This window comes from Silvimonas sp., assembly GCF_031291215.1.
GTDB classification, from domain to species: Bacteria; Pseudomonadota; Gammaproteobacteria; order Burkholderiales; family Chitinibacteraceae; genus Silvimonas; species Silvimonas soli.
Genome location: NZ_JARLJK010000144.1, coordinates 156,797 through 172,507, shown reverse-complemented (window position 1 = coordinate 172,507; position 15,711 = coordinate 156,797). Strand labels below are relative to the sequence as shown.

At 57.5% G+C, this 15,711-nt stretch carries 14 protein-coding genes; 8 read left to right on the top strand and 6 right to left on the bottom strand.

The window, feature by feature from the left end; all coding sequences use genetic code 11:
* Positions 1-56 precede the first annotated feature (56 nt).
* Positions 57-473, top strand: a complete 417-nt coding sequence (locus P4L78_RS20060) for a YccF domain-containing protein (protein WP_283151279.1) — start codon at positions 57-59, stop codon at positions 471-473.
* Between the two features lie 70 nt (positions 474-543).
* Positions 544-1,374 (top strand): DUF1223 domain-containing protein, encoded by an 831-nt coding sequence (locus tag P4L78_RS20055; RefSeq protein WP_309330261.1) that lies wholly within the window; start codon positions 544-546, stop codon positions 1,372-1,374.
* A 365-nt stretch (positions 1,375-1,739) separates the two neighbouring features.
* Here P4L78_RS20055 and P4L78_RS20050 read toward each other — a convergent pair whose 3' ends face one another.
* The gene (locus P4L78_RS20050; protein WP_283151277.1) at positions 1,740-2,291 is read right to left on the bottom strand and encodes a hypothetical protein; all 552 of its coding nucleotides are present in this window, start codon (positions 2,289-2,291) and stop codon (positions 1,740-1,742) included.
* Positions 2,292-2,580: 289 nt separating this feature from the next.
* Here P4L78_RS20050 and P4L78_RS20045 point away from each other — a divergent pair, with 289 nt between their 5' ends.
* Complete coding sequence (locus P4L78_RS20045; protein WP_309330259.1) at positions 2,581-2,967, top strand: hypothetical protein; 387 nt, start codon at positions 2,581-2,583, stop codon at positions 2,965-2,967.
* A complete protein-coding gene (locus P4L78_RS20040) occupies positions 2,958-3,443 on the top strand; it encodes a hypothetical protein (protein WP_309330257.1) in 486 nt (161 codons plus the stop codon). The genes P4L78_RS20045 and P4L78_RS20040 overlap by 10 nt, the downstream gene beginning before the upstream one ends.
* A gap of 47 nt (positions 3,444-3,490) precedes the next feature.
* Here the strand turns inward: P4L78_RS20040 and P4L78_RS20035 are convergent, their stop codons facing one another.
* Positions 3,491-4,102, bottom strand: coding sequence for a LysE family translocator (locus P4L78_RS20035; RefSeq protein ID WP_309330255.1), 612 nt, complete (start codon positions 4,100-4,102; stop codon positions 3,491-3,493).
* Between the two features lie 144 nt (positions 4,103-4,246).
* The gene (gene metH, locus P4L78_RS20030) at positions 4,247-7,969 is read right to left on the bottom strand and encodes a methionine synthase (protein WP_309330253.1); all 3,723 of its coding nucleotides are present in this window, start codon (positions 7,967-7,969) and stop codon (positions 4,247-4,249) included.
* 308 nt (positions 7,970-8,277) lie between these two features.
* On the opposite strand from metH, the gene fabI reads away from it, so the two are divergent.
* From fabI to P4L78_RS20010, 4 genes are all read left to right on the top strand, one after another.
* A complete protein-coding gene (gene fabI / locus P4L78_RS20025) occupies positions 8,278-9,048 on the top strand; it encodes an enoyl-ACP reductase FabI (protein ID WP_309330251.1) in 771 nt (256 codons plus the stop codon).
* Between the two features lie 286 nt (positions 9,049-9,334).
* Positions 9,335-10,312: a quinone oxidoreductase gene (locus tag P4L78_RS20020; protein WP_309330250.1), complete on the top strand. Its 978-nt coding sequence runs from the start codon at positions 9,335-9,337 to the stop codon at positions 10,310-10,312.
* 144 nt (positions 10,313-10,456) lie between these two features.
* Complete coding sequence (locus P4L78_RS20015; protein WP_309330248.1) at positions 10,457-11,032, top strand: YqiA/YcfP family alpha/beta fold hydrolase; 576 nt, start codon at positions 10,457-10,459, stop codon at positions 11,030-11,032.
* 2 nt (positions 11,033-11,034) lie between these two features.
* The gene (locus P4L78_RS20010; protein ID WP_309330246.1) at positions 11,035-11,961 is read left to right on the top strand and encodes a Dyp-type peroxidase; all 927 of its coding nucleotides are present in this window, start codon (positions 11,035-11,037) and stop codon (positions 11,959-11,961) included.
* Positions 11,962-12,285: 324 nt separating this feature from the next.
* Here the strand turns inward: P4L78_RS20010 and P4L78_RS20005 are convergent, their stop codons facing one another.
* The 3 genes from P4L78_RS20005 to mnmE all read right to left on the bottom strand — a co-directional run bounded on the left by P4L78_RS20005 (position 12,286) and on the right by mnmE (position 15,681).
* The gene (locus P4L78_RS20005) at positions 12,286-12,885 is read right to left on the bottom strand and encodes a glutathione S-transferase family protein (RefSeq protein WP_309330244.1); all 600 of its coding nucleotides are present in this window, start codon (positions 12,883-12,885) and stop codon (positions 12,286-12,288) included.
* Between the two features lie 14 nt (positions 12,886-12,899).
* The gene (locus P4L78_RS20000; protein ID WP_309330242.1) at positions 12,900-14,204 is read right to left on the bottom strand and encodes an Hsp70 family protein; all 1,305 of its coding nucleotides are present in this window, start codon (positions 14,202-14,204) and stop codon (positions 12,900-12,902) included.
* Between the two features lie 103 nt (positions 14,205-14,307).
* Entirely contained in the window at positions 14,308-15,681 is a 1,374-nt protein-coding gene (gene mnmE / locus P4L78_RS19995) for a tRNA uridine-5-carboxymethylaminomethyl(34) synthesis GTPase MnmE (protein ID WP_309330240.1), read from the bottom strand.
* Positions 15,682-15,711: the final 30 nt, after the last annotated feature.

The following is a 15,711-nucleotide window of genomic DNA, read 5'->3' as shown; positions in this document are numbered from 1 at the left end:
GCTATGATGCAGGTTTGTCGTTCATCACCAGAAAAACAGCAAAGGGGAAACGGGTCATGCGCTTCATCGGCAACGTGTTGTGGTTTGTACTGGGCGGGTTCTGGATGGGCCTGGGCTGGTGGCTGGCGGGGCTGATCGCTTTTGTCACCATTATTGGTATTCCTTGGGGCCGTTCTTGCTTTGTGATTGGCAGTTTTGCGTTCTGGCCGTTTGGCAAAGAAGCCGTGAGCCGCAGGCATGTGAACGGGTTTCACGATGTAGGCACCGGGCCGTTGGGCTTTATCGGCAACGTGTTGTGGTTTCTGTTTTTTGGCTGGTGGCTGGCCATTGGCCACGTCACTGCCGCGCTGGTTAACTTTATTACCATCATCGGCATTCCGTTTGGCATTCAGCATTTGAAACTGGCGGTAATTGCGCTGGCGCCCATTGGCCAGACCGTGGTGCCGGTCGGGCATCGCGCCACGGTGCGTTGATCCGGCCGATTGTCATAAAGAGCAGGCGCGCGCGACTAATCGGTCATGCTTTCATGCAAAGAGGTCCAACATGCGCGCGTCTTGCCCTTCCCGTTCCAACGCTATTTTCAAAACCTTGAGCGCCACGCTGGTGCTGCTGCTGGCGGCGTTAGCACCCATGCAAGCACTGGCTGCCGCCGTTGCGTGTACCGCCCAAAGCAGTCCGCATCGGGCCGCTTTGGTGCAGTTGTTTACCTCCGAAGGCTGTTCCGATTGCCCTCCTGCCGATCAGCGTTTGAATACGCTCGGCAATGCACCCATGGCCAGCAACAGCGCTCAGCAAGTTATCCCGCTGGCATTGCATGTTAACTATTGGGATAACCTGGGCTGGCGTGATCCGTTCGCACAGCCTGAGTTTGGTGATCTGCAAAGCTGGATGGTGGATGTCACCGGCGGCCACGTGGTGTACACGCCGCACTTCTTTGTGAATGGCACGCCGTATCTGGATTGGCGCAGCAAGCTCGATGCGGTGTTTGGGCAAACCTTTAGCCAAAGCGCGCCAGCCAGTGTGCAATTGCAGGTGCAGGCACTGGGCAATAATCAACTCAGCGTGCATACCGTGGTTTCTGCCATCAAAACCGCCAAACCAACAGAGCCACTGCAACTGCGGCTGGCGGTGACTGAGGGCAATCTGGTCTCGCATGTGCAGGCGGGGGAAAACGGTGGGGTCACGCTAAACCATGCGCACGTAACGCGAGTGCTGAGCCCCCCAATTGCACTGAGTGATCAAGGTGCCTCAATCCAGACTACGCTTTCGCTACCGCCTGCCACGGGCAAGATCGTCCGGGTGGTGGCTTATGTGCAGAACAGCAAAACGGCAGAGGTCTTGCAGGCGGTGACTACGGCGGATTGCGCGCGTTAACCGGTGAATAACATCCAGCAAAAAACCGGCGCATGGCCGGTTTTTATTGAAGCAAACTCCGCGCAATTACTTGCCTTTGGCGGGTTCTACTTTGGGCATGAAAGTGCCCGGAGGTGCTAGCGGGGTGCGGTCCTTTTTCGGTTTTTTGACTTCTTTGTTACCGCGAATTTGACCTTTGGCCATGGTAGTTCTCCTGGCAGCCCAGCCGATCTGGCGGCTGGTGATGCGGTTACAGGTTGATTCCTGCAGCTAGCCCGCCGTACAAAACAACGGGAGCATCTCGCCAGATGACTATAGGCTGATCCAGCGCCAGGCGGGCTTTTATCTTGTAGCGCCCGCCTGCGATCCCGCTAAAACGAGGCTAATTACCTGGCAGCAGTTTCTGTGCCGGAAGCGTCAACACCCTTGGGTGTTGGTTCTTCCTTGATTTGATAGCTGGGGTCGCTCACCCAGCGGCCCAGATCCTTGGCAATTGCTGTCGCGCTGCGGTCCAGAATGGAACACGTGCCTTTGAAGCCGCCGAACATGCCACCGGTAGTCCAGCGGTTAATGTTGGTCTGGCGCGTTACCTTGCCTTGGTCCAGCAACTCAGCCTTTACCGAGATGCTCTTGGGGCCAGACCACGCACCGCCGCCCACGCCCATTACATAAGTAATCTGCACGCGCAGCACCGACGCACCCTTGGCATCTGCCGCGCTGGCTGCCGTACCCACGCCAGTGCCATTGAGCTTGCCCAGCGTTGGGCCGATGTGGCTTTCCAGCATGTTTTCAATTTTGCATTCTTGCTTGACCTGTTCCACAACGCTGGCACCCGGCGCGTAAGCGATCGGCGATTCCAGTAATACCGGAGTGGACAAAGTAGAAGCCATGGCTTGCGCAGTGCAAGCCAGCAGAGCAACCGACAACAGTTTTTTCATTAGTCTTGAATCCGGTTTATAGGCAGAAAGCGCACCGGGCGAACGTAGAGATGCGCTAACGCACCAGCCCGCCAGTTGCTGATTATTTGAGCGGCGTATCTTACCCGAAAATTTCCTGATTCAAGCGGTGATTAACAGATAGATGTGAGCGGGTTGTATTGTTACCCAAGGCATAAGCGGCCCCAATCGACCATACGTGAGCGCAAATTCCCAAAATTTGACGGGATTGAATTACAGCTAGTCAGGCGGTACGGTGGAGCACCTTTTCAATCTTCCTGACCGATTCGAAATGAGTTCAAAACACGCCCACAACCACCGCCAGATTAAACACCGTAAAAGTCAGTGGTCAGAGAAAAGTCCGCTAACCGTACCCTACGAATCGCAAGAGGCCTTGCGTGAAGCGATGCGGCTAGAGGGGGTTTCAGCTGCTGAATATAACGATCTGCTGTGGATCATGGCGCAGGTGTCCGGTGGGGTGGTCAACGCTCATAACTCTGCGTCCTCCGCACGCGGATTATTCCAGTTGTTACAGGCGCAGTACGATCTCAACCCGCACGGTGCAAATTCATTTGGCAACCCGGTTGAAGAATGTCAAGGCGGTATTCATTACATCATGGGCCGTTACCATTCAGCCTCAAATGCGAAAGCATTCTGGCAAACCCACCATTGGTATTAAAAAATCATATGCGCCCGCTGATTTCCGCCGTTCTGTGCTACCTGCTGCACGTTACTGTCGCGAGTGCCCAAATCATTCCGGGTTTTGCAGATTATTCGGTAACGGTAATTCCCCCGAACAAGCCCGCTCAAGTGCAACTGGCCGACGCCCAGAGCCGTCGTTACGCGTCCCGGTTACGGGAAGCCGGACACAGTAAGCCCAACTTTGCCGGGCATTACGTGTTGGCTTCCTGGGGCTGCGGCGCTTCTTGTCAGATGACCGCCGCAATCGATGCGAAAACCGGCTCGGTAATCTGGCTACCGTTTACGGTCTGTTGTTGGGATATAAATATTCAGCAGCCGCTGGAATTCAAAACAAACAGCCGTTTGCTGGTAGTGCATGGCGCTCGAAACGAAAGGGGTAATGGCACGTATTTTTATGAATTTGACGGCAAGCGGTTCAAGTTGCTGGCTGAGCGAACAAAGCCGGCCACGTAGCCATCCCATAAGAAAATACCCACAAGTTTCCCCCTTCGCTCGGCAGGTTAGCGCTCAGTCAACGCAAGCTTGAGCCCCAGACCCACAAAGGCCGCAGCGAAGGTTCTGCGCATCCAGGTCAGCACCTTGGGCCGTGAAATGATGTGGTCGCGAACAGCAGCGGCAAATACGCCGTAAATACTGAATACAACAAACGTCATCGCCATGAAGACCAGCGACAACTGGATCATGCCGGGCAAGGGATGGGCTTCGTTGCTGCCGACAAATTGCGGCAGGAAGGCAAAGAAGAAGATGGATAACTTGGGGTTGAGCAGATTAACCAGAATGGCAGACCAGATGACCTCCATGCTGGAGCGCGGGGTGTTGTCGGTATCAACTTTCAAGGTGCCATGTTCCTTCAAAGTCATCCAGGCCATGTACAGCAGATAGGCCACGCCAGCATATTTCACGGTTTCGAAAGCGACTGCGCTGGTATGCAGCAGCGCCGCGAGCCCGGTAATGGCGGCCAGCATGTGCGGCACAATCCCGAGGGTGCAACCAAACGCGGCGACGATGGCAGCCTTGGCCCCGCGGGTAAGACCGGCAGAAAGTGTGACGAGAACCCCGGTGCCTGGGGACGCAACAATAACCAGAGATGTCAGCAGAAACTCAGGGCTCATCGCTATTCTCCAGATCAATTTCACCAACCCCGGTGACTAAAAACTGTCAGATATCCGGTTAAGCCGGGAGACGGCATGGGGAGGAAGTGCCCAAGCCGTGCAGCTAGAAATGTATGCCGGACAGCCTTTGTTTTACACGGCGTTTTACGCGTTATAACCCAAATTCGGCGCCAAATCCCGCTCCGCCTGTTCCACCGTCACCCCACGCCGTTGCGCGTATTCCTCCACTTGATCCTTGTTCACTTTCCCGACCGCAAAATACTGCGATTGCGGGTGGCTGAAGTAGAAGCCGCTTACCGCCGCCGTAGGCAGCATGGCGTAGCCTTCGGTGAGTTGCATGCCGATGGATGTGGCGTCCAGGATTTCAAACAGGCCGGTTTTGGCAGTGTGGTCCGGGCAGGCGGGGTAGCCGGGGGCGGGGCGGATGCCGGTGTATTTTTCGTCCGTCAGTTCGTCCACGTTCAGGTGTTCGTCGGCGGCGTAGCCCCAGAGTTCTTTGCGCACTTTTTCGTGCATGTATTCGGCAAAGCCTTCGGCAAAGCGGTCAGCCAGCGCTTTGACCATGATGGCGCTGTAGTCGTCGTTGGCGTCTTCAAACGCTTTCACGTGTGGGTCAATGCCAATGCCGCCGGTGACGGCAAAGGCGCCAATGTAGTCGGTTTTGCCACTGTCTTTGGGGGCGATAAAGTCGGCCAGACACCAGTTGGGCTTGCCTGCGGCTTTCACATTTTGCTGGCGCAGGTTGTGCCAGGTCATCAGCGTGTTACCAGACGCCGGGTCATAGATTTCGATGTCTTCGCCATGCACGCTGTTGGCGGGGAACAGCCCGACCACGCCGTTGGCGGAAATCCATTTGCCAGCGATGAGTTGCTTGAGCATGGCTTGCGCATCGGCAAACAGGGCGCGGGCGGATTCGCCGACTACTTCGTCTTGCAGAATCTTCGGGTACTTGCCGAACAGCTCCCACGCGTTGAAGAACGGGCTCCAGTCGATATACGGTGCGATGTCTTCCAGCGGCACGTTTTCAAACTTCATCACGCCCAGTTTGTTCGGTTTGGGCGGGGTGTACGCGGCCCAGTCAAAACCGGTGGCCGGGGCAAAACCATTGGCGCGGGCGGTGGAGATCGGCAAGAACTTGGTGCGATCTTTATTGGCGTGGATGGTACGGATGTTCTCGTATTCCGCGCGCAGTTTGTCCACAAACGCGGGCTTGAGATCGTCACTTAACAAGTTGGAACACACGCCCACGGCACGCGACGCATCCGGCACGTACACCACATTGCCTGCCGGGTAGCCCGGCTCAATCTTCACGGCGGTATGCACTTTGGAGGTGGTGGCGCCGCCAATCAGCAGCGGCAGGGTAAAGCCCTGGCGTTGCATTTCTTTGGCCACGTGCGCCATTTCTTCCAGGCTGGGGGTGATCAGGCCAGACAGGCCGATCATATCCGCACCGATTTCTTTGGCGGTATCCAGAATTTTCTGCGCGGGCACCATCACGCCCAGGTCAGTGACTTTGTAGTTGTTACAGCGCAGCACCACGCCGACGATGTTCTTGCCGATGTCATGGACGTCGCCCTTGACCGTTGCCATCACGATATTGCCCTTGGCCGGCGCGTCTTGCAGGCCCATGGCAATTTTTTCTTCCTCGATGAAGGGTTCGAGGTGGGCCACCGCAGCTTTCATCACGCGGGCGGACTTCACCACTTGCGGCAAGAACATCTTGCCCGCGCCGAACAGATCACCCACATGGTTCATGCCGTTCATGAGCGGGCCTTCAATCACATGGATCGGGCGCTCGGCGTTCTGGCGGGCTTCTTCGGTGTCTTCAACAATAAACGTGGTAATGCCTTTGACCAGCGCGTGGGTGATGCGCTCCTGCAATGGCAACTGGCGCCAGCTCAGGTCTTCCCCCTTGGCCTGGTTGGCATCGCCCTTGAAGGACTCCGCCAGCGCGATCAGCGCCTCGGTGCTGGCCAGCGGGTCGGATTGGTCACCGCGCATCAACACCACGTCTTCGATCGCGTCACGCAGGGTTTGCGGAACTTCTTCGTACACTTCCAGCGCCCCGGCGTTGACGATACCCATCGTCATGCCTTTTTGAATGGCGTGGTACAGGAACACGGCGTGGATCGCCTCGCGCACCTTGTTGTTGCCGCGGAAGGAGAACGACACGTTAGACACGCCGCCAGAAATCTTGGCGTGCGGCAGGTTCTGTTTGATCCAGCCGGTGGCCTCGATAAAGTCCAGGCCGTAGCGGGCGTGTTCTTCAATGCCGGTGGCGACCGCAAAAATGTTCGGGTCAAAGATGATGTCTTCAGGCGGAAAGCCGATCTCGTCCACCAGAATGCGATAGCTCTTTTCGCAAATCTCGATTTTGCGGGCGTAGGTATCGGCCTGGCCGACTTCGTCAAATGCCATCACGATCACCGCTGCGCCGTACATACGCAGCAAGTGGGCGTGGTGCTTGAATTGCTCCACGCCTTCTTTCATGGAGATCGAGTTGACGATGCACTTGCCCTGCACGCACTTCAGGCCCGCTTCGATTACGCTCCATTTGGACGAGTCGATCATAATCGGCACGCGGCTGATATCAGGCTCGGCGGCGATCAGGTTCAGGAAGGTGACCATGGCTTTATGGGCGTCCAGCATGCCCTCGTCCATGTTGATGTCGATCACTTGCGCGCCCGCTTCCACCTGCTGACGGGCGACGTCCAGCGCGGTGGCGTAATCACCGTTCAGAATCAGCCGGGCAAAGGCTTTGGAGCCGGTAACGTTGGTACGCTCGCCCACATTCACAAACAGGTCGCTGTCGCCAATGTTGAATGGCTCCAGGCCAGACAAGCGACACTTGGCTTCAATTTCCGGCAGCTTGCGCGGGGGCAGGTCTTTTACGGCGGCGTAGATGGCGGCGATGTGTTCTGGCGTGGTGCCGCAGCAGCCACCGATCACGTTCACCAGGCCGTGCTCGGCCCATTCCTTGACCTGCGTCGCCATGGTTGCGGCGTCCAGATCGTAACCACCAAAGGCGTTGGGCAAACCGGCGTTGGGGTGGACTGATACGTAGGTGGCAGAAACGCGAGACATCTCTTCTACGTACTGGCGCAGCAAATCCGGGCCCAGCGCGCAGTTCAGGCCAAAGGTCAGCGCATCGGCGTGGTTCAGGCTGTTGTAGAAGGCCTCGGTGGTCTGGCCGGTGAGCGTGCGGCCAGATTGGTCGGTAATGGTGCCGGAGATCATCACCGGCAGGCGCTCGGCCTCGGGGTGATCATCAAAGTATTTGTGGATGGCGAAGACGGCGGCCTTGGCGTTCAAGGTATCGAACACCGTTTCGACCAGCAGCAAGTCCGCGCCACCTTTGACCAGGCCATCAATGGCTTCGGTGTAGCTTTCTACCAGCTCATCAAAAGTGACGTTCCGAAAGCCTGGGTCGTTTACATCGGGCGAGATGGAACAGGTGCGGTTGGTTGGCCCCAGCACGCCCGCGCAATAACGCGGTTTGTTCGGTGTTTTGGCGGTCTGCGCCACGCACAAGTCTTTAACCAGTTTGGCGGAGGCGTAATTCATCTCCCACACCAGTTCTTCCATGCCGTAATCGGCCATGGCAATGCGGGTGCCGTTGAAACTGTTGGTTTCAATGATGTCGGCACCGGCATCCAGATAGGCCTGGTGGATGTCGCGGATGATGTGTGGCTGGCTCAGTACCAGCAGATCGTTGTTACCCTTCAGATCGCTCGGCCAACTGGCAAAACGTTCGCCGCGATAATCGGCTTCTTGCAACTCATAACGCTGAATCATCGTGCCCATGGCGCCATCCAGAATCAGGATGCGTTGGTCTAGCTGTTTTTGCAGGTCGGCGGCACGGGTCATTGGCTTGATTCTCAAGGTGTTATGGCGAAGCTATTCACGTAGGGTGCGCATTCATGCGCACCGTGGTTCCGCGTTCGCACGTTAAAACGTGCAAACCCTACCAGGTGGAAGGCCAGGGCAAGGCGAATCGGCAATTTTAACATGAGGGCGAACCGTGAAACCCAAAGTGTGTGTTGTGTGGTGCGGGTGGTTTACCGGCGGGTTCTGCACCGGATTGTCACCGCTGCAAATATTTCAGCTTGCGGTGATCCAGCGGCGGGCTCATAACGAAAGCTTGCTACACGCTAGCCGCGAGAGGAAATCCATCCATGTCTGAACAAACACTGGCCGGGCAAGTCGCCTTGGTTACCGGTATTGCCAATGCCAACTCGATTGCCTACGGCGTCGCGAAGGCGCTCAAAGCACGCGGGGCGGAGCTGGTGCTGACCTATCTGAACGGCCGCACGCGGGACTTTGTGGCGCCATTGCTGGACGAACTGAAACCCGCGCTGTTTCTGGAGTGCGATGTGCAAGTGCCCGGCAGCATGGAGGCTGTGTTTGCCGAGATCGACGGGCGCTTTGGCAAGCTGGATATCGGCATTCATTCCATTGCTTTTGCGCCGATGGATGATCTGCATGGCCGTATCGTCGATACCTCCCGCGAAGGGTTTTTGCAGGCGATGGATATTTCCTGCCACTCATTCGTGCGACTGGCGGCACTGGCTGAGCCCTTGATGAAAACAGGCGGCACTCTCATCACCATGAGTTACTACGGCGCGGAAAAGGTTGTGCCTAACTACGGCGTGATGGGGCCGGTAAAGTCGGCGCTGGAATCCACCGTGCGCTATATGGCCAACGAACTCGGCCCCAAAAAGATACGCGTGCACGCCGTTTCGCCCGGTCCGGTGCGTACCCGCGCGGCCAGCGGCATCCGTGAGTTTGATTTGTTGATTGATGAAGCCGCCCGCAAAGCGCCGCTGGGTGAGCTGATTGATATTGATGACGTGGGCGCTGCGACGGCGTTTCTGTGCGAACCTGGCGCGCGGCGCATGACCGGCACCACCTTGCACGTGGATGGCGGCATGCACATCTTGGCATGATCGTTGCATGAATGGGCGGCTGGTCGAAGTGAGCACGTAGCCCGGATGAAGTGCAGCGAGAATCCGGGAGCAACATTTGCGAGATGCGCGTTGTTGATCTGGTCGCCTCGGCACCCCCGGATTCTCGCTCAAGCTCTATCCGGGCTACCGACGGGCGTTACGCGATGCGGGCTGGTTACCGGGCAATCTCACCCGGCCATCTGGCAAACGCTATGATGAAAGCAGTCTGGGTCATCAAGACCCAGGCGCCAATAACAAGAACGAAAGCAGTAAAAGGAGAAACGAAATGACGAAAGCCCATGCCATCCGTTTTGAGCAGACCGGCGACGCCTCTGTTCTGCGTTATACCGAAGTCACGCTGCCCGAACTGGCGCCAGGCGAAGTCCGTCTGCGCCACACCGCCGTCGGGGTGAACTTTGTGGATACCTATCACCGCAGCGGTTTGTATCCGGTGCCGTTGCCGTCGGGTCTGGGCCAAGAGGCCGCAGGCGTGGTGGAAGCGCTGGGGCCGGATGTCACCGAGTTCAAAGTCGGTGATCGCGTGGCATATGCGGGCGGGCCGATTGGTTCGTATTCCACCCACCGCAATATCCCGGCAGCGCGACTGGTGCCGGTGCCAGAGGCCGTGCCGGATGAAATCGCCGCCGGTACCTTGCTGCGCGGCATGACTTGCCAATACTTGCTCAAGCGCACCTTCCAGGTTGAGGCAGACATGACGATTTTGATCCACGCCGCAGCGGGTGGCGTGGGCCAGATTGCTACACAGTGGGCCAAGGCGCTGGGCGCCACGGTGATTGGTACGGTGGGTTCGGCGCAAAAGGCCGAGCTGGCCAAGCCGCATTGCGATCACGTCATTAATTATTCCAGCGAACATTTTGCCGAACGTGTGCGCGAAATCACCGCAGGCAAAGGCGTGCCGGTGGTGTATGACGGCGTGGGTGCAGCCACCTTCAATGGCTCGCTCGATAGTCTGGCGCTGCGTGGCATGCTGGTAAGCTTTGGCAATGCGTCTGGCCCGGTGCCGCCGTTTCCACCGGGGATTTTGTCGCAAAAGGGCTCGCTGTACTTCACTCGTCCCTCGCTGGCCCATTACACCGCCACCCGCGAGGAATTGCTGGCCACGGCGGCGGATTACTTTGCGGTGCTGGCCAGCGGCCAGGTCACCGCGCAGGTGCATCAGCGTTATGCCCTGGCTGACGCTGCCAAGGCCCAGCGTGACCTGGAAGGGCGCCAGACCACCGGTTCAATTGTTCTACTGCCGTAAGCGCCAATAATCTGCCGTTCTGACCGATTTGCCCGGCATGCCTGACTATGGCATGCCGGTGTGCAAAGCGCTGCAGCGGCTTCTGGAACAGTTTTGCCAGCGCGCCTAACCGGGCGTTTGAACTGGTCTTGCCGAGGTTCCACCATGGTTCACCTGATGTATCTCCACGGATTTTTATCCAGCCCGTTTTCACAAAAAGCCAATGAAAGCGCCGTCTGGATGGCCGAGCGCGGCTATTCGGACTATTTTCACTGCCCGCAATTGCCCATGGAACCGTACGAGGCCGGCAAAGAAATCCAGGCCGCGCTGGAACGCCTGCACGGCGAGCAGGTCTGCTTTATTGGCAGTTCACTGGGCGGTTACTTTGCCAATTGGGCGGTCGAGGAATTTGGCGGCAAAGCGGTACTGGTTAATCCGGCAGTACACCCGTACATCATGATCAAGCAGTATGTCGGGCAACAGCGCAATTACCAGACCGGTGAAATCCATATGATCGATGCCGCATTTGGCGAGCATCTGAAAACATACGAGCGCAGCGTCAGCGATCCATCGCGTTACTGGTTAATGGTGCAAACCGGCGATGAAACGCTGGATTACCGGGAATCGGTGACCAAATACGCGGGCTGCGCACAAACCGTCATCGAAGGCGGGGATCATTCGTTCCAGGGGTTTGGCGAGTATCTGCCGCTCGTTTGGGACTTTGCACAAGGAGGAAGTTAGTTATGTCTACGCCACAGCGCGGTGTTTTGCCTACCGCGTCCACGCACGCTATTTTTCTGACGATGCGGCGCCGCCTTGGCCGGCGTGGCGATCAAGCATTACGGGCCATTCTGGGCAAGTTTCCGGAACAGATCGACGTACTGGCTGCGGGTAATCCGGATGCGCAAATCAGCGCGGTGGTGGCCATTGGCAGCGATTGCTGGGCAGAAATTTTTGAGCACGGTCGCCCGGCCGGTTTGCGGCAGTTTCCACGTATTCCGGGTGCCATCCACCCGGCTCCCGCTACGGATGGCGACTTGCTGCTGCATATTCGCGGTGAGCGCTACGATCTGATATTTGAATTTGCCGATCACTTTGCCTCGCAAATGGGCGAGTGGTTTGAAGTGGTGGAGTCGATCAGCGGGTTCCGCTACCGCGACCGGCGCGATCTGACCGGTTTTGTCGATGGCACCGAAAACCCGGAAGGCGATGAAGATCGCACCCACGCTGCAGTAGTCGGTGAAGAAGACCCCAACTGGTTGGGTGGCAGCTATGTGCATACCCAGCGTTACGTGCACCGGCTGGAGCAGTGGCACAAGCTGCCGGTGAAGCAGCAAGAAGCAACCATTGGCCGGACCAAAGCCCACAATGTTGAACTGGAAGACGAGCACAAACCGCTCACCGCGCATATCTCGCGCGTGGTGATTGAAGAGAACGGCGAAGAACTGGAAATGCTCCGCCACTCTTTGCCCTACGGCACGCCGGGAGGGGATCGGGGTTTGATGTTTACCTCTTACTGCCGCACGCCAGAGGTGTTCGAAAAAATGCTGACCCGCATGGTCGCCCCGACGTTTGATGGCCGGGTGGATCACATGCTCAATTACACGCGGGCGGTGACGGGCGGATCGTTCTTTGCCCCAAGCCGGGAGGCTTTGGCACGGTTGGGGTGAGCGCTATGAGTAGTGTGCAATACGCCTGCTTGGGTATTGCACCAGCCACTTCGTAGCCCGGATGAACCGTAGTGAGAATCCGGGGTGGAATATCGGTAAATTCAACCGTCCGTGACCTGTTGAACCGTTGCAACCCCGGATTCCCGTTGCACTCCATCCGGGCTACGGACTTGGGTATTGCGCCAGCGATTTTGTAGCCCGAATGAAGCCGTAGGCGGGAATCCGGGGCGCCATATTGGCAAATCAGATGCGTTTACCCATGGCCACATTGTCACCCCGGATTCTCGTTACACTTCATCCGGGCTACAGGTTGGGTTAACTGGCTCAGCCCATCTCCACATAGCCAGGCTGCGATGCAACGCGCTCCAGCCAACCGCGCACCGCCGGGAACGGCTCCAGATCAATCAGCCCTTCATGTGCCTTGTGCGTGTAGGCATACAGCGCGATATCGGCGATCGAGTAGCGCTCGCCAACAAAATAACGGCGCTCGCTCAAGTGCTGTTCCATCACGCGTAACACACTCTCGCTATTGCGGATTTTCTGCTGCAACTCGGCTTCGCGCTCGGCTGGGCGACCGGCAAAGTGCACGATAAACCGCGCCACGGCAATTTGCGGCTCATGGCTGTATTGCTCAAAAAACAGCCACTGCATGACCTGGGCTTGTTCCAGCCGGTCTTCCGGGAACAGCGCTGAGCCCTGCGCCAGGTAATACAGAATGGCGTTCGATTGCGGCAAAAAGCTGGTCGTCGAAATCTGCAATACCGGCACCTGGCCGGCCGGGTTCATCGCCAGAAACTCCGGGCTGCGGGTGGCGCCACCCATCATGTCGACTTCGTTCCAGGTGAATGGTTTTTCCAGCTGGGCGAGGGTGAGTTTGACCTTGTAACAGTTACCCGACTGGGCAACGCCGTGAACGGTATACATCCAGGACTCCGGAATTAGCCGAACTTGCGGCTGGCATCAATGGCCAGACCGGCACCAATACTGCCGAACAAATCACCTTCTACATGGCGCGCTGCGGGCAACAAAGCGGAAACGCGCTGACGCAGCAAAGGCACGCCACTGGAACCACCGGTAAAGAACACGGTGTCGACCTGATCGGCGCGCACGCCCGCATCGGTCAGCAGGTTGTTCACGGTTTGTTCAATGCGGGTGATCTGACCCTCAATGGCGCCTTCAAATTCGTCACGCGTCACGTCGTGATACAGCCCGTCTTCGATGCGATCCAGTTCCAGGTGGTGAATGGATGCATCTGATAGCGCAATTTTCGTTTCTTCCGCGCGCATGGCCAGCCAGTGGCCGGTGCGGCGCTGGATCAGATTCAACAAGCGATCCAGCGAGGTGCGGGTCTGGTCGCCCGAATCGCGGAACACATCCTGCAGTTCGGTCCAGATTTTGCGGGTGTAAACAAAGTTGATGGTGTGCCAGGTCGCCAAGTTGAAGTAATAGCTGGACGGTACTTCCGAGTTGTTCTTCAGGCGGCTGTGATAACCCAGCAGCGGCATGATGGAACTCAGGCTCAGCGATTTATCAAAATCCGTACCGCCAATATGCACGCCGCCATTGGCCAGAATGTCGCCACGGCGCTCCAGCTGGCGTGCGCGTTCTGGCGATAAACGCAGCAGCGAGAAGTCAGATGTACCACCGCCGATATCCACAATCAGCGTCAGTTCTTCGCGTTGTAGTGTGCTTTCAAAGTCGAACGCGGCGGCGATCGGTTCAAACTGGAATTCCACATGTTTCAGGCCGTTGGCGCGGGCGATATCGGCGAGGATGTCTTGCGCCAGTTGGTCGGCGGCAGGGTTGTCATCGACAAAATGCACCGGGCGACCCAGCACCGCGCTATCAAAGCCACGACTGGCCGATGTTTCTGCGCGGCGTTTCAGTTCACCAATGAAGTGACCCAGAATGGTGCGAAACGACAGCGAACGCCCTTGTACTTCGGTCTGCAAATCCATCAAACCGGTGCCCAGAATGCTCTTGAGCGAACGCATCAGGCGGCCTTCGTAGCCTTCCAGATACTCGCCCAGCGCGGCGCGGCCAAAGCTGACGGTGTCTTCTTCCATATTGAAGAACAACATCGAAGGCAGGGTGGTTTTGCCGTCTTCCAGCGCCAGCAGATTTGGCGCGCCCGGGCGAACCCAGCCGACGGTGGAGTTGGACGTACCAAAGTCGATACCGCAAGCGTTGGCGGCGGTAACGGCAAGGTTGTGTTGTTCTGCTGCAGTGACTGAGTGATTCAAGGTGCTTCCTGACTAATCTGAGAGCCGTTAACAAAACCGCCCCAGCTGTGTTGAATGCATTGCTGGAACGATTTTGTTAACGACTCGAGTGCTATTTACTGACTTACTTACCAATACAGAACCGGCTGAAAATCACGCCCAGCAAGTCGTCCGAGCTGAATTCGCCGGTAATTTCGTTCAATGCCAGCTGCGCCAGGCGCAGCTCTTCAGCAAACAGTTCGAGTGCATAAAACGCTTTACCGGCGTTTTCCAGATGCTCCGCGCCACGGCGGATGGCATCCAGATGGCGCTCGCGGGCGATAAACACACCTTCACTGGCGCCATGCCAGCCAGCCATTTGCAACAGCCTGCCACGTAACGCATCCAGTCCGCTGCCAGACTGGGCGGAAACATGCACTTCGTTTTCGCCGACAACACCGGCGCTTTCCCCGGTCAGGTCGATCTTGTTGAAAACGCGCAAGACCGGCAGCGTAGCAGGCAGACGTTGCAAAATAGCTTCGTCGTGCGCGGTGATGCCCTCGCGGGAATCAAGCAATAACAGGGCCAGATCGGCTTTGTCGAGCGCTCGCCATGTGCGCTCAATGCCAATTTGCTCCACCGTATCGGTGGTTTCGCGCAAACCGGCGGTATCAATAATATGCAACGGCACGCCATCGAGCTGAATCAGTTCACGCACGGTGTCGCGCGTGGTACCGGCGATCTCGGTCACGATGGCGACTTCTTCACCCGCCAGCGCATTCATCAGGCTGGATTTCCCAACATTGGGCTGGCCGATCAGCACCACGTGCATGCCTTCACGCAGCAAGCGGCCCTGGCTGGCGGTGGCCAGCACTCGTGCCAGTTGCGCTTGCAGATCATTCAGCTTGCCGCGGGCGTTGGCCGCTTCGAGGAAGTCGATGTCTTCCTCAGGAAAATCAATTGTTGCCTCAACCAGCATGCGCAGGTTGATCAGTTGTTCCACCAGCGTGTTGATCTCACGCGAGAATGCGCCATCCAGCGATTTGAGCGCTGAGCGCGCCGCAGCCTCGGATTGCGCATCGATCAGATCGGCCACGGCTTCGGCCTGTGCCAGATCGAGCTTGCCGTTCAGGAACGCACGTTTGGTGAACTCGCCTGGCTCGGCATGGCGCGCACCCAGTTCCACACAGCGCGCCAGCAACATGCGCAACACCACCGGGCCACCGTGGCCTTGCAGTTCCAGCACGTTTTCACCGGTGAACGATTGTGGGTTGGGGAAGTACAACGCCAGACCCTCGTCGATCACTTCGGCATCCGCCGCTTTGAACTTGGCAAAATGCGCGTGGCGCGGTGCGAGTTCACGCCCGATCAACCCGGCCACAATCGCGCCCAAATCCTGCCCGGATACACGGATCACGCCCACGCCGCCCCGACCGGGAGCAGTGGCAATAGCAGCGATGGTATCAGGGTGATAAAGCACGGTTTGTGAGTCTTTGCTGACAGCTAAGTGGTTGATCATACATGGATTGCCACCTCATGCCCCGGTCAT

Excerpts from the sequence above, each read along its gene's own strand:
- metH (WP_309330253.1), bottom strand. The coding sequence starts at position 7,969 with ATGACCCGTGCCGCCGACCTGCAAAAACAGCTAGACCAACGCATCCTG.
- mnmE (WP_309330240.1), bottom strand. The coding sequence starts at position 15,681 with ATGATCAACCACTTAGCTGTCAGCAAAGACTCACAAACCGTGCTTTAT.
- fabI (WP_309330251.1), top strand. The coding sequence starts at position 8,278 with ATGTCTGAACAAACACTGGCCGGGCAAGTCGCCTTGGTTACCGGTATT.
- P4L78_RS20050 (WP_283151277.1), bottom strand. The coding sequence starts at position 2,291 with ATGAAAAAACTGTTGTCGGTTGCTCTGCTGGCTTGCACTGCGCAAGCC.
- P4L78_RS20045 (WP_309330259.1), top strand. The coding sequence starts at position 2,581 with ATGAGTTCAAAACACGCCCACAACCACCGCCAGATTAAACACCGTAAA.
- P4L78_RS20005 (WP_309330244.1), bottom strand. The coding sequence starts at position 12,885 with ATGTATACCGTTCACGGCGTTGCCCAGTCGGGTAACTGTTACAAGGTC.
- P4L78_RS20035 (WP_309330255.1), bottom strand. The coding sequence starts at position 4,102 with ATGAGCCCTGAGTTTCTGCTGACATCTCTGGTTATTGTTGCGTCCCCA.
- P4L78_RS20020 (WP_309330250.1), top strand. The coding sequence starts at position 9,335 with ATGACGAAAGCCCATGCCATCCGTTTTGAGCAGACCGGCGACGCCTCT.
- P4L78_RS20060 (WP_283151279.1), top strand. The coding sequence starts at position 57 with ATGCGCTTCATCGGCAACGTGTTGTGGTTTGTACTGGGCGGGTTCTGG.
- P4L78_RS20055 (WP_309330261.1), top strand. The coding sequence starts at position 544 with ATGCGCGCGTCTTGCCCTTCCCGTTCCAACGCTATTTTCAAAACCTTG.
- P4L78_RS20010 (WP_309330246.1), top strand. The coding sequence starts at position 11,035 with ATGTCTACGCCACAGCGCGGTGTTTTGCCTACCGCGTCCACGCACGCT.
- P4L78_RS20015 (WP_309330248.1), top strand. The coding sequence starts at position 10,457 with ATGGTTCACCTGATGTATCTCCACGGATTTTTATCCAGCCCGTTTTCA.